Below are 12,771 nucleotides of genomic sequence, written 5' to 3'. Positions count from 1 at the left end.
GATCTAATCCTCGCGCTGTCCGGCGTCCATCTGGGGGCTACACAGTACAGGATGCCACCATGAACCTCGACACTTATCGCCCGCTCGGCCGCTCCGGCCTTCTTGTCAGCCCGCTGGCACTGGGCACGATGACCTTCGGCACGCCGCGATGGGGGCTGGACGAGAGCGGCAGCCGTGCGGTGTTCGATCGCTACACCGATCTGGGCGGCAATTTCATCGACACCGCCGACGTCTATGCAGGCGGGCGATCGGAAGAGATGGTCGGTAGTTTCGTCGCCGCGCAATCGTCGCGCGATCGGATCGTCATCGCGACGAAATCGGGGTTTGCGACCGGCCGCGGCTATCACGCGGGCGGCAATGGCGCGCGCCACATTCTGGCGTCCGTCGAAGGATCGCTGCGCCGACTGCAGACGGACTTCATCGACCTGTACTGGGTGCATGTCTGGGACGGCGTAACTCCGGCCGAGGAGCTGTTGCGGACGATGACCGCCCTCGTCGCAGCGGGCAAAATCCGCTACTGGGGCATATCCAATACCCCGGCCTGGTATGTCGCCGAACTCGCGACGCTGGCGCGGGTCCAGGGCGATCCGGCGCCGGTCGGCCTGCAATATTTCTATTCGCTAGTCGAACGCGGGGTCGAAGCCGAGCACCTGCCACTCGCCCGATCGGCGGGCATGGGTCTCGTTCCCTGGAGCCCCCTCGCTTATGGCCTGCTCACCGGAAAATACGACCGCGCGACCGTCGAGGCCGGTCCCAAGCGGGCGGGCGGCGTCCCCAACCAAGCCGGGCAGGACGATGCCGCGCGGCCCGCCGACGACAAACGGCTCGATGGCGACAATCCGTTCGGCGACACGCTGTTCACCGAGCGCAACTGGCAAATCCTCGACGGTCTGAAGCGTGTCGCCGCGGAAATTGACGAAACGCCGGCGCGCGTCGCACTGTCCTGGGTGGTAAGGCAACCCGGCGTCGCATCGACGCTGATGGGTGTGAGCAGGGCGGAGCAGGTAACCGACAATGTCGCCGCACTCGGCCTCAACCTGCCGCCGGAACACCGCGCCGCTCTCGATGCCGTAAGCGGTGGAAGCCTGCCGTTCCTCTACGGCCTGTTCGATCCTGCCGCGCGAAACGGGATTGTCTTTGGTGGCGCAGATGTCCGAAGCTGAAGCTTCAACCTAGAGCTGGCAGCGTCCTGGTACCGGCAACCTGGGACTAAATCTGCGCTCGTTCGTGTTTAATCGCCAATCTTCGCGTTGTAGAATGCATCGTCCGCTAAACGGGTGTTGCACACCGGCATGCCGGTATAATACGGCTGCCTCCGAATAGACTTTCTGATGCTGATACCCAATTGTGGATGCTCAGCGGTTGCTGAGCCAAACCGAGAACCGGGCGTTCATTCATCTGATTAGTGCAGGCGGGGGCTCCGCGACGGCGGCTAAGCAGCATTGAGAATATAGCTCAGACTGAACTGTCGGGCGTGCGCGGTGCCGCTTGGCACAAAGGCTTCAGTTTCTGCAGCAGGTTCCTGGGGAGATAGCGGAGGTGGCGGCAGTCGGTTCTATCAATCGCCCTCGTCATACTGCCGTCGGCGGGGTAGGCACAGAGTAATGGACGTAGAACATGGCCACGAGCCGGATCAGTTCAGGTAACGCGTTAAAACAGCGGCACGGGTAGGCGGCAATGCCCTTGATTTTACGGCTCATACACAGCCGGTATCATCCCCCCGCCCCACCGCTATGTTGGTTTGAGAAATCCCGCTAAGCTGCTTCACTACGAACAGTTGCGAGCAAACCGGCGATATAGCGACTTTCTACCGGCCTGCTGAACAGGTAGCCTTGGATGTTACCGCAGCCCTCGCCGCGCAGCAGATTCAACTGGCTAGTATCCTCGACACCCTCCGCGGTCGTCTCCATGTCGAGCGCAGTTGCCAGGTCAACGATCGCGCGGACGATCGCGGCGGCACTTGGATCGCTGGCAATGCTGGTGATAAATGAGCGATCGATCTTGATCTTGTCGAACGGGAAGCTGCGTAGATAGCTGAGCGACGAATAGCCGGTGCCGAAGTCGTCGAGCGCGACGCGGATCCCCATCGCGCGCAGCGTGTGCAGCAACGCGATCACCGGCCCCTCGCCGTCGAGGAAGACCGATTCGGTGATCTCGATCTCGAGCCGGTTGGGGGCCAAGCCACTATGCGCGAGCGCCTGCAGGATGATCGCCTGGAACCCGGTGTTGCGGAACTGCAGCGGCGAGACGTTGACTGCCACGCGGATATGCTCGGGCCAATGCATCGCCTGCCGGCAGGCCTCCTGCATCACCCATTCGCCGATCGCGATGATCAGCCCGGTATCCTCCGCGATCGGGATGAACTGGGCTGGTGGAACGATGCCGCGCTCCGGGTGATGCCAGCGCACCAGCGCCTCGAACCCGCCGATCCGGTCGGCCTTCAGGTCGAACACCGGCTGATAGTTGAGGACGAACTGGCCCGCTTGGATTGCCTCGCGTAGATCGAGTTCGACCTGTCGACGCCAGCGTGCCGCGGCGTCGAGCGCGGGTTCGAAGAAGCGGAACACGCCGCGACCGTCTTCCTTGGCCAGATACAGCGCGAGATCGGCATTCTTGAGCAGTTCGTCGGCATCCTTGCCGTCGACCGGGCCGATCGCGATGCCAATGCTGACCGCAGTCGCGATCTGGTGGCCATCGGCGTCGACTGGCAGGCGCATCATGTCGAGGATGCTCTGCGCGAGCGCGCGCGGACGGTCGGCCTCAAACTGCCCGGACAGGATGATCGCATATTCGTCACCGCCAAGCCGTGAGACCAGCCCGTCGGATGTGACCTCGCTTACCATCTTGCCGATCGCCTTCAGCAGCGCGTCGCCGACCGGATGGCCGAGCGTGTCGTTGACGCCCTTGAAGCGATCGAGATCGAGGCACAACACTGCGATCGCCCCGCCGGTACGATCGATCTGGAGGATCGCCTGATCGAGCGATTGACGGAAATAGGTCCGGTTCGGTAGTCCGGTCAGGACGTCGTGGAACGCGAGATGCGTGATCCTATTCTCGCGCTCGATAATGCCGGCCGACATCCGGTTGAAGCTGGCGGCGAGCCTGCCGATCTCGTCGCGCCCCTTGACCACGATATCGGCACGACTGCCCTCCTCCAATGCCCGCGCCGCCGCATCGAGCGCGGCAATCGGTTCGGCGATCCCCATCGCCAAGCGACGACTCCCGAGCACGACCAGGATCAGTCCCGCGAGTCCCGCCAGCGCGATGCTCGCCTGCAAGGGCAGATACGGGGTCAGCGCGGCGTTGAGAGGATAGCGGATCAGGATCGCCGCTTGCGGTCGATGCGTCAGGCCGGCGAGCGGCTTGGCGATCGCGAAAGCACGGCCGGTCGGCAGGTTGAGCGTCGCGAGCGTTCGGGCCGATTGCGACGCGCCGACCAGATGGTTGATCGCGGAGTCCGATCCGATCGACCGATCGACCGCATGCCAGCGCCCCGCGTCATCGCTGCGCAGGATGGTCGCGATCAGCGGGATCGCGGACAACCGTTCGAGCGCATGCATTTCGGTGCCGTCGAGGCGCACCGCGAAAACCACCCAGCCGACCTGCGTCGGTGCCATCACCGGGGAGAGGATAAGCCGGTACACTTGGCCTCCGACTGTTACGACAGCGTCGCGCCGGACATTCGCGATCGCAAAGGGAAACCGCGCGACCGTCGCCGCCAGCGCACCCGACGGACCGGTCACCTGGCCGTCCTGATCGACCACGAACGCGGCGGTGACGTCGGCCCGGTGGCTGATATTGGCAAGTGCCGACCCGATCGTCGGCCGATCGCCGCTGGCGACCGCGGCCCGAAACCCGAAATCGCGCGACAACAGGTCCGCCGAGGCGATCAGCGACTGCGACCGAAGCAACCAGATCCGGTCATAGACGCTGCCGCTGGTGATAAGTTCCTGGCGCACGGAATCACGGGCATGCGTCCAGATCATCGCCTGTGCGACGACCGCGAGCAGCACCAGCGTCACCGCAAACAGGCTCGCATACAGCACCGACAGCTTGGTGCGGAGATGGCGGAACCGCGGCGGGCGCAGGCGCATCACCGGTGCAGCACGAAGGTCGTGGCAAACCCGGTGGCAGCGACGTCGATCGGCTGCGACGCGGTGCTGCCCAGCGCGCGGATCGAGGGATGCCAGACGCGGACCGTACCGGCGCCTGCAGGCACGCCGGTCATGCTAACATGCCCCGCCTGGTCGGTTAGCGCGGCAAACGGGGTGGCGGTCACGAACACGAATCCGCTCATCGAGTCATGGATGTTGCAGCCGAGCGGGACGACGCCCGGACGATCGAACAGGACGGTACGCGCATCCTCCTGACCGTAGAGTTTCAGGTCGAACTTCTTGGTCTTCGAAAACGAATAGACGTGGTGACGCACCCGATCGCGGTTGGGGAAGCCGACCGTCGCACCGACCGGCACGATCAGCACGTGCGGCTGGAACGCGATGTCGCGCTGTTCGATCATGTATGGCCCGCGCACCGTTACGCCGGGCGCCTTGGGCGTCTCGATCGTGACGACCGCGCCGTTCAGCGGCTTGCCGTCGAAGCCGCGAACATCGATCGCCACCGTCGCGGCATGCGCGGTTGCGGGCAGCGCCAGCGCGACGATCATCGAACACAGGCGGCGGGGGGCGAATACGGACATATCACCAGCCTCTAACCGTCGGAGGATTGCGAACCCGTAAACGTCACGAACGCTCGCTTGCGTCTTTTTTCGACGGGGCCATGTCGCGCTGGTCGGGCGCTAGAGACCGAGAATTAACCAATGGTCTCCATGAGATGCCGCATGATTCGCATTCCGCCCTCAACCGTCGCCGGGTTCATCGCTAAGTTCGCCGTGGCGACCCTGCTCATGGCCGCGAGCCCCGCCGCGGCGCGGGACGGTCGTGCCGGGGGCAAGCTGATGCTGACCAACGGCGTCACCACGATCGAGGGTAGCTCGGGCGGCGGCGTCTCGACCTGGGCGCTGATCGCCGGAAACGAGACCGTCGACGGGATCGGCGGCTCCGCCCATGTCTCGGTCATCCTGCTGCCGGACTATCGGTGGGAAAGCCATGGCGCCGCGATCGGCGTCCACGACCGGCTGGAACTGAGCTATGCGCGACAGAATCTCGATACGCGGGACGTCGGTGTAAAGCTCGGCATCGGCCGTGGCTATACGCTCAACCAGGACGTGTTCGGCGCCAAGTTGCGGATCGCCGGCGACGCTGTCTACGGCAGCGCGTACCTCCCGCAGATCGCGGTCGGTGTGCAGTACAAGCACAATCTGGATGCGCCGATCGTCGCCGCAGTCGGCGGGCGTCATGCGAGCAGCACCGATCTCTACGTCGCCGCCACCAAGCTCCTTCTGCGACAGAGCATCCTGCTCGGCACCACGGTCCGCTACACGAAAGCCAACCAGAACGGCCTGCTCGGGTTCGGTGGCGATCGCGGCGGTAGCCGCACCGTCCAGATCGAAAGCACACTCGGTTACCAGATTTCGCGCCAACTGGTTGTCGGCGGCGAATATCGCTCGAAGCCCGACAATCTTGGGTTCGCCAGAGAGAATGACTGGAAGACCGCCTATGCCGCCTATGCGATCAGCAAGAACCTGACCGCGACCGCTGCCTATGTCGATCTCGGGTCAATCGCAACGGCGGAGCGCCAGCGCGGCGGTTTCCTGTCGCTCCAGACCGCTTTCTAGGGGATATTTACGATGTTGGTGCTTGCCCTGCTCGTCCTACTCCAGACCGCGCCCGTGCCGCCGGGCGAGGATGCGGTCGCGCCCTATGCGATGAGCGACGCCAATGCGGGCGGCGGTCCGTTCAAGGGCGCTGCGATGCTCGCGGCGTTTCACGGCGTGGCCGGCATCGACCGGATCGTCGACGACCTGGTGACCACGAGCCAAGCCGATCCCCGGATCGGCGACATCTTCAAGGGGCAGGACATGATCCGCCTCCGCCGCACGCTCAAGGAACAGTTCTGCGTCCTGCTGAATGGCGACTGCCAGTATACCGGTCGCGACATGACGACCGCGCACAAGAACCTCGGCATCCAGGCCAAGGACATGAATGCGCTGGTCGAAAACCTCCAGGCGGCGATGCGCCGCGAGGGCGTGGCGTTCGCCAGCCAGAACGCCTTCCTCGCCAAACTGGCGCCGATGAAACGCGATGTGGTCACCCGTTAGACCAACGACCCACCATCGGACGTTCACGCCCCTTTCCTCGCTTCCAAATTCGGTCGTTCGTTCATCTCCGCGATATGGCCGCTTTCACGCGCGGCTAGGTGACGGGTGTTTCAGCTCCATCTTCGCGGCTTGTATCGCCCTCTTAGCTCAAGCGGCGTTGGCCAACTTCAGCATGGCCGGCGTCGCATGCACCGTTCGGCGCGAGGGATTGCCGCCATCGACCACGCGATCTGAGGCAGCTTGTCGAGATGCTTGTCCAGCGTCAGCGGGTACTCGCGGATGCGGATACCTGTCGCATTGTAAACGGCGTTGGCGATCGCCGGGGCGACGCCGGATATACCCAACTCGCCAACGCCTTCGGCTTTTAGCGGCGACATGGTCGGGTCGAGTTCGTCGAGGAAAACGACATCCTGGTGCGGGATATCGGCGTGAACCGGGACTTCGTAGCCGGCGAGGTCGTGGTTGACGAAAAAGCCGAAGCGCTTGTCGACCGCCAGCCTGTTGCACCTTGTGGATCGACGGGTCGACCCCGCCCCGCAGTAGCTTGGCCGCGTTCTCCCGCATGGCGCGCGCCTGAAGCAAAGCCGTGTCCGGGTACGAAGCGAAGACCAGGCGCTTCTCCTTGCCCCCGTATCTGAACTTCATGCGCCAGCTGCGATATCCGCTGGGCATGATGTATAAATATAAGCCGCCGGAGTCGCCGAGCTTGTAAGCCTTCTCCTTCGGCTTCGCCTTTTTGATGGCCGTATCGGTCAGCATTCAGTGCCCCCAAGCACGAAACTCGGTGCCCCCGAAGTGCCCCCAAATGATCGTCGCTGCATTGGGTGACAATGGGACGAGATGGGACTTCACACGCCCTGTAATAGCACCAAAACCCGCCCCTTGCGGGACGGGTTGGGATGCGTTGGAATTCGTGGTTGGTGCCCCTGGCCGGAATCGAACCAGCATGCCTTGCGGCAACCGATTTTGAGTCGGTCGCGTCTACCAATTTCGCCACAGGGGCAGCGGCGGGTTGGCTAGACGAAGCTTTCGTCCGCCGCAAGCGGGTTTAGTCGCGCCTTCAGTTTCGCGGCGGCCGGCGGCGGTAGCTAAGCGCTTCGGCGATGTGGATGCGGCCGACGGTCTCGCTGCCTGCGAGATCGGCGATGGTGCGGCCGACGCGGAGGATGCGGGTGTAACCGCGCGCGGTCAGGCGCATCGCTTCGGCCGCTTGGGCGAGCAGTTTGCGGCCGGCTTCGTCGGGCGTGGCGACGGCATCCAGCAACGCGCCATCGGCCTCCGCATTGGTGCGAACTGAGTGGTCGCGGTAGCGCTTGGACTGGATCGCGCGAGCGGCGGCAACGCGGGCGGCGACCTCGGCCGAGCCCTCGGTCGGCGGGGGGAGGATCAGGTCGGCGGCGCTGACGGCCTGGACGTCGATGTGCAGATCGATTCGATCGAGTAGCGGACCAGACACCTTGGCCTGGTAATCCGCGGCGCATTTGGGGGCTCTCGCGCAGGCCAGGCTCGCGTCGCCGAGGTGGCCGCATCGGCACGGGTTCATCGCTGCGATCAACTGCACGCGAGCGGGGAACGTAACGTGCGCGTTCGCCCGGGCGACGCTGACCGTACCCGTCTCAAGCGGTTGTCGTAGCGAATCGAGGACGGCGCGCTGGAACTCCGGGAGTTCGTCGAGGAAGAGGACGCCGAGATGAGCGAGGCTGACCTCCCCCGGCTTCACTTTCAGCCCGCCTGTGGAAAGCTTCCCTTTCGTTGCACCAAGCGACAGTCACGGCTGATCAATGACGCACATTCCGCTGCACTATACCGCACGTTTCGTTGCACTGCGTCAGCCTTGCGCTCCGGCGGCTTACGTTAGATGTTCCGCAACATGCCAATCCATGCCGCCGATTCCGAAGATCTAGGTGCTATCTTAGCCTCAAACTCTGGGGTGGACGGCGCAGAGTTAACCGATACCGAGATCGCAACTGCGGTGATTCGCAGGGGCATCATCGAGCCGCTTGTAGCACGTGACCGATGCTCGGTCGCGGACGTCAGCGACGCGGCTAAGCAGATCGGTTGCTCTACAAGGACTGTCTGGACCATCATAAAGCGGTATCGCAGCACCCGACGGCTTCGCGACCTTTTGCCTCCAAAGAGACGAGGCACCCGCGGACGAAGTTTTCTCGATCCGAAGGTCGAAGCGATCATCGTTCGGGTGTTTGAGACACATCATCTCAGCCGTATGCGGCCGACCATTGTTCAAACTGTGCGCGAAATTCGACGTATTTGTACGTTGGAAGGTTTAAAGCTTCCAAGCACCGACTCAATTCGCCGACGGCTTGCCCGCATTCCAGAAATTGAAATAGTCGCAGCACGAGAGGGCAGAAAGAAGGCTGGCGAGCGGTTCCGTCCGGTGTCGGGCGCAACACCTGTCACAAACGCTCCGCTTCAACGGGTTCAAATTGATCACACGAAGGTTGATCTCATTGTCGTCGACGAAAAGAACAGACTCCCTCTTCAAAGACCGTTCATCACGATCGCCCTCGACGAGTTTTCTAGATCCGTCCTAGGATTCCACCTATCGCTTGAAGCCCCTTCGGCAACGTCCGTCGGATTGTGTCTAGTCCATTCCATCCTACCCAAGGACGATTGGTCAGGTAAGATTGGTTTGCAGTTTCCATGGCCAATGTACGGTAGGCCAGACGAAATTTATGTCGATAACGGTTCCGACTTTCACTCAGAAGCTGTTCAGCGCGGATGCGACGCCTGGGGCATGCAAATCAATTTCAGGCCTGGAGGCATGCCACACTTTGGGGGTATTATTGAGAGAATGATGAGGACAGCGATGTCGTCAGTTAAGACATTGCCTGGGGCAACCGGTTCATCGATCATCGAGCGAGGAGACAGGGATCCAGATCGAGATGCAGCGATGACGCTCCCCGAGCTGGAGTTAATGTTCGCTACCTTTTTTGCGGGCCAATATCATTGCACGCCTCACAAGCACCATGGCCTGACTCCGAATACCAAGTGGATGCAGGGTATATTCGGTGACAAGAGTGAGCGCGGACGGGGTGTCCCGACAGAAATTCAGGACCCCCAACGATTACTCATCGATTTTTTGCCAATGGAACGCCGAAGGCTTACGCAAAGAGGTATTCGGTGGGGCGGCGTCCATTATATGGACGATATTTTGCGCCGCTACCTAATGGATGGAAAACACCGGGATTTTTTGGTCAGGCGTGACCCGCGCGACGTTTCAGCGATCTGGTTGTTAGCCCCAGACGAGAACCGTTATTACCGCATCGGAACGAAAGAGATCTCGCGGCCTTCATTGTCATTGTGGGAACTTGAGGCCGGCCGCAGAGCAATACGGGCGGAGGGACGAGCGGACTATGACGAAACGGCATTGTTCGCAGCAGTAGAAGCCCAGCGCCAGATCGCGAACACAGCGGCAGGCAATAAATCACAAGCGCGACGTTCTCGACTTGCCGTAGAACGGAGAGCGCGGAACGATGCGGGCAACTCGAACGCTCCCAGTGACACGATGCTCCCCCAGTCGCCTCTTCCACAGGCTCCTTGGAGATATACGGAAGCTGCAGCGCCAGACGAAGATGACGTTTTCGAGATACTCGAGTGAACGCTCCTCTGCGCCGCCTCACACCAAAAATTCACGCTATAATTGGGGCATCTCCGGAGGTCAGGCTGGAAGCGCTGAAGGCTCAACCCTTCGTCGCCTATGGCACCGCCAAACGCATTTCAGATCGGTTAGAAGAATTATTAATAAGCAAAAGGTCGCACCGTCCCGCGAGTATTCTTATCTCGGGACCCACTAACAACGGCAAGACAATGCTCGTTAATCGTTTTATCGGGCTACATCCCCCCGACGACGACCCCTCTGCCGAGGCCATCACCGCAAAAGTATTATATGTTCAAATGCCGCCGACACCTGATCCTCGACAGTTCTACACCTCTATCCTAGATCGTCTAAACGCACCAGTCCGTAGAACGGCTATTTTGAGCCAACTACAGAGCCAAGCACTACGTTTGGTTGAATCGGTAGGTTTAAAGGTCCTAGTTATTGATGAATTACATAATATCCATTCCGGTCGAGTTGAACAGCAACGCGCATTCTTAAATGTACTTCGTTACGTCTCGAATGAAAAGCAAATACACCTCGTTGGCTGCGGCCTCATAACTGCGGTTCGCGCACTGCAATCAGACGAGCAGCTTGCAAACCGTTTTGAGCATTGGCCGCTTCCTAAATGGACCTCAGAGAACGGAACTCGAGCTCTACTGAACACTTTAGAGTCGACTTTACCGCTACAACACGCGTCTGAACTGTCACAACCCGATATTATGAGCCGGGTGCTTGCCTTGTCTGGAGGAACGATAGGGGAGATTGTCCGCCTGGTTAATGCAGCGGCTGCAGAAGCGATACAGAACGGAGCCGAGCGGATCGATGCCTCCGTTATCGACGGATTGCGCTGGATTCCGCCAGGGGATCGCCGACGGGCGGCCGAGCTTTCGTTGGGGTATCGAGATTAACTATTGAAACCGCTTTTGCCATGGCGGCCCAAACCACAAGTCGACGAATTATTATCGTCATGGCTGTTACGTGTTGCCCACGGTAACTCTCCAAAATTGCAGACTTTTTCTCACTTGATTTGGCCAGGAAGACAGCTTTGGAACCGAGATCTCGATGCAATGGCACCGCGCGATGTCGTAAATGACTTAGCCAGACTAACTGGAACAGGCGAAAATGAAGCCTGGGCTACGACCCTCTATTCACTAGAGGGCATCTTATATGAACGCATTCGAATAACTAATGCTTCTCGTTGGATTTTGCCTCTCGGAATTTATCACCGAACTCGGCGCCGAGGAGGTCAGCAATGGTGCGCAATTTGCCTCAGCACTGATAGACAGGCGTATTACCGGAAAAATTGGCGCCTCGCCATAGTAAGCACGTGTTCAAAACATGGAATTGTGCTTGCCGACCGCTGCATCGACTGCGGTTCTCCTGCAGTGCCTCACCAAGGACTTGATCCGTGTTGCCACGTTTGCGGAAGTGATCGACGCTCTTACCCTCACGTGATCGCGGACTCAAAAGCGCTTCAACTCGAACATAACTTTCGTGAAATTCTTGCCGGTCGCGCCCACCCGCCCGAAGCATTCAGTAATATCTACCCACTTGCCTTCTTCAACCTAGTTCGACAGATCCTCTCGATTGTGACTGCCAACCCTCGAGCTCAGCGGTTGAGAGAAACCGTATGCAGACACAATGGCGGGGATCCCAGTGAGCCAACTTTTGAAGGTATTATCTCGGCTCCGGAGTTTTTGTCGAGTAGCGAAAGGCATAGGATGATGGCAATTGTTGCGCAGTTACTGGATGGTTGGCCGTACAAGTTCGTCGCACTCTGCGCGGAAGCAGGCATGTGGCGTTCCTGGGCCCTTCGAGGAGATCGGAGTTCAATCCCGTTTGAGTATACAACGGTGGTGGACAGGTATCTACACGGAACCTGATTCAGCCATCGTTCTGTACTTATCGACAGTCTTTTAGAGGGCAGTCGCCAGCAGAAGGAGGAGTCGTGTCGTCAGCCTTCAGATGGCAGACGGCATAGAGAACGTCGTCGTGATCGGGCTGGTCAGTGCATCGCAGCCTTGCCGCTTCTGCACCCTCGCGTTGGTAGATTACGGCGTTATCGACACTCGCCACCCATACCGGACTATTTCCATCAAAACCAGCAAGCCACGCATGTTGCTCGTCTGACCGTGTGCGAGCGAGAACCCATTGTGCGTCATTCATGGTGCTCATCCTTCGGGGGGGGCGGCCGAACAGGCGGGACCGAAAGCTGCCATCGGTTTATCGTTCTTCGCGCCGCGTTGGAAAGACCTGGCGACATACCGTCATTCGTTCAGCGCCGAACGGACGCGCAGCCGCAGCACGCTATAGATTTGCCTGCTCGTCGACTGGCAGCTCTGCGTCCGGACCATAATAGAGCTTGGCGCAGTCGTCGCGAAGGCAGCCTCCCTCAATGACGATATCGTCGCGGTAGGCGTCGCCGATGAACGTCAGCGTGTCGACGTGCTGTGCTTCGAAATACATCTCGTGGACATCATCGCGGCCCGCCCCGTAAACAACGCGCCCGACCTTCGACCAGATCGACGCCATCGTGCACATGCCGCAGGGCTGCAGCGTGGAGTAGAGCGTCGCACCGCGCAGCTCCAATTCCCCGGTGCTTTCACACGCCCGTCTGATCGCCATCATCTCGGCATGCGCGGTTGCGTCCGGCAATTCCTTGGTCTGATTGCGCTCGCCCGCGATAACCTTGCCATCGAGTACGATCACGCACCCCAGCGGTGAGGTCGAGGGGTCGGAACCCTTCGATCGGGCGATTGCGATCGCTTCGTGCATCCAGCGTTCGTCCTCTTGCGTCATCGTCTTGGCTCCCTGTCACCGTCTTACAACACGCAGCGGACACAATGGATCGTTCGGCGCGGTCATTTTCGAATGCAAAGGATAGCCGAATGCTACCGTTCCTTGCTGCGTGTTGGGAAGACAGGCCCCCGGACGG

10 protein-coding genes, 1 tRNA gene and 3 pseudogenes are annotated in these 12,771 nt (G+C 60.6%); 7 read left to right on the top strand and 7 right to left on the bottom strand.

The features are described from left to right. Positions 1 to 59: 59 nt before the first annotated feature. Positions 60 to 1,163 (top strand): aldo/keto reductase, encoded by a 1,104-nt coding sequence (locus tag O6W96_RS17710; protein ID WP_353470745.1) that lies wholly within the window; start codon positions 60 to 62, stop codon positions 1,161 to 1,163. Between the two features lie 591 nt (positions 1,164 to 1,754). Here the strand turns inward: O6W96_RS17710 and O6W96_RS17705 are convergent. Together O6W96_RS17705 and O6W96_RS17700 are read right to left on the bottom strand one after the other, a co-directional pair. After that, the gene (locus O6W96_RS17705) at positions 1,755 to 4,094 is read right to left on the bottom strand and encodes a putative bifunctional diguanylate cyclase/phosphodiesterase (RefSeq protein WP_353470827.1); all 2,340 of its coding nucleotides are present in this window, start codon (positions 4,092 to 4,094) and stop codon (positions 1,755 to 1,757) included. Then, positions 4,094 to 4,696: a methylamine utilization protein gene (locus O6W96_RS17700; RefSeq protein ID WP_353470744.1), complete on the bottom strand. Its 603-nt coding sequence runs from the start codon at positions 4,694 to 4,696 to the stop codon at positions 4,094 to 4,096. Before O6W96_RS17700 ends, O6W96_RS17705 begins: the two co-directional genes overlap by 1 nt. Before the next feature lie 141 nt (positions 4,697 to 4,837). Here O6W96_RS17700 and O6W96_RS17695 point away from each other — a divergent pair, with 141 nt between their 5' ends. Then, a complete protein-coding gene (locus tag O6W96_RS17695; RefSeq protein ID WP_353470743.1) occupies positions 4,838 to 5,734 on the top strand; it encodes a DUF3034 family protein in 897 nt (298 codons plus the stop codon). A gap of 12 nt (positions 5,735 to 5,746) precedes the next feature. Then, the gene (locus tag O6W96_RS17690; RefSeq protein ID WP_353470742.1) at positions 5,747 to 6,217 is read left to right on the top strand and encodes a group I truncated hemoglobin; all 471 of its coding nucleotides are present in this window, start codon (positions 5,747 to 5,749) and stop codon (positions 6,215 to 6,217) included. A 167-nt stretch (positions 6,218 to 6,384) separates the two neighbouring features. On the opposite strand, the pseudogene O6W96_RS17685 reads toward O6W96_RS17690, so the two are convergent. The 4 genes and pseudogenes from O6W96_RS17685 to O6W96_RS17670 form a co-directional block, all read right to left on the bottom strand. Beyond that, positions 6,385 to 6,714 (bottom strand): annotated as a pseudogene (locus O6W96_RS17685) (hypothetical protein); the annotation flags it as partial. 16 nt (positions 6,715 to 6,730) lie between these two features. Beyond that, positions 6,731 to 6,976 (bottom strand): annotated as a pseudogene (locus O6W96_RS17680) (Arm DNA-binding domain-containing protein); the annotation flags it as partial. A 159-nt stretch (positions 6,977 to 7,135) separates the two neighbouring features. Then, positions 7,136 to 7,220 (bottom strand) — tRNA-Leu (locus O6W96_RS17675). 57 nt (positions 7,221 to 7,277) lie between these two features. Further along, positions 7,278 to 7,958, bottom strand: a pseudogene (locus tag O6W96_RS17670) (ATP-binding protein); the annotation flags it as partial. A 117-nt stretch (positions 7,959 to 8,075) separates the two neighbouring features. On the opposite strand from O6W96_RS17670, the gene O6W96_RS17665 reads away from it, so the two are divergent. The 4 genes from O6W96_RS17665 (at position 8,076) to O6W96_RS17650 (ending at position 11,966) form a co-directional block, all read left to right on the top strand. Next, positions 8,076 to 9,836 carry a Mu transposase C-terminal domain-containing protein gene (locus tag O6W96_RS17665; RefSeq protein WP_082463427.1) on the top strand — a complete coding sequence of 587 codons (1,761 nt, stop codon included), beginning with the start codon at positions 8,076 to 8,078 and terminating at the stop codon, positions 9,834 to 9,836. Continuing rightward, the gene (locus O6W96_RS17660; RefSeq protein ID WP_082463426.1) at positions 9,833 to 10,744 is read left to right on the top strand and encodes a TniB family NTP-binding protein; all 912 of its coding nucleotides are present in this window, start codon (positions 9,833 to 9,835) and stop codon (positions 10,742 to 10,744) included. The genes O6W96_RS17665 and O6W96_RS17660 overlap by 4 nt, the downstream gene beginning before the upstream one ends. A 3-nt stretch (positions 10,745 to 10,747) precedes the next feature. Continuing rightward, positions 10,748 to 11,719: a TniQ family protein gene (locus tag O6W96_RS17655; protein WP_082463425.1), complete on the top strand. Its 972-nt coding sequence runs from the start codon at positions 10,748 to 10,750 to the stop codon at positions 11,717 to 11,719. 82 nt (positions 11,720 to 11,801) lie between these two features. Beyond that, positions 11,802 to 11,966 carry a hypothetical protein gene (locus O6W96_RS17650; protein WP_165895408.1) on the top strand — a complete coding sequence of 55 codons (165 nt, stop codon included), beginning with the start codon at positions 11,802 to 11,804 and terminating at the stop codon, positions 11,964 to 11,966. 177 nt (positions 11,967 to 12,143) lie between these two features. Here the strand turns inward: O6W96_RS17650 and O6W96_RS17645 are convergent, their stop codons facing one another. After that, positions 12,144 to 12,635, bottom strand: a complete 492-nt coding sequence (locus O6W96_RS17645; RefSeq protein ID WP_055879861.1) for a nucleoside deaminase — start codon at positions 12,633 to 12,635, stop codon at positions 12,144 to 12,146. Positions 12,636 to 12,771: the final 136 nt, after the last annotated feature.

It is taken from the genome of Sphingomonas faeni (assembly GCF_040407495.1).
In the GTDB taxonomy this organism is placed as follows: Bacteria; Pseudomonadota; Alphaproteobacteria; order Sphingomonadales; family Sphingomonadaceae; genus Sphingomonas; species Sphingomonas faeni_D.
Note: the sequence above shows the minus strand (reverse complement) of the source record. Positions and strands in the feature narration are given on the sequence as shown.

What these genes read in the sequence shown, in the direction of transcription:
- O6W96_RS17710 (WP_353470745.1), top strand. Translation starts at nt 60, where the DNA reads ATGAACCTCGACACTTATCGCCCGCTCGGCCGCTCCGGCCTTCTTGTC.
- O6W96_RS17705 (WP_353470827.1), bottom strand. Translation starts at nt 4,094, where the DNA reads ATGCGCCTGCGCCCGCCGCGGTTCCGCCATCTCCGCACCAAGCTGTCG.
- O6W96_RS17700 (WP_353470744.1), bottom strand. Translation starts at nt 4,696, where the DNA reads ATGTCCGTATTCGCCCCCCGCCGCCTGTGTTCGATGATCGTCGCGCTG.
- O6W96_RS17695 (WP_353470743.1), top strand. Translation starts at nt 4,838, where the DNA reads ATGATTCGCATTCCGCCCTCAACCGTCGCCGGGTTCATCGCTAAGTTC.
- O6W96_RS17690 (WP_353470742.1), top strand. Translation starts at nt 5,747, where the DNA reads ATGTTGGTGCTTGCCCTGCTCGTCCTACTCCAGACCGCGCCCGTGCCG.
- O6W96_RS17665 (WP_082463427.1), top strand. Translation starts at nt 8,076, where the DNA reads ATGTTCCGCAACATGCCAATCCATGCCGCCGATTCCGAAGATCTAGGT.
- O6W96_RS17650 (WP_165895408.1), top strand. Translation starts at nt 11,802, where the DNA reads ATGGCAGACGGCATAGAGAACGTCGTCGTGATCGGGCTGGTCAGTGCA.
- O6W96_RS17645 (WP_055879861.1), bottom strand. Translation starts at nt 12,635, where the DNA reads ATGACGCAAGAGGACGAACGCTGGATGCACGAAGCGATCGCAATCGCC.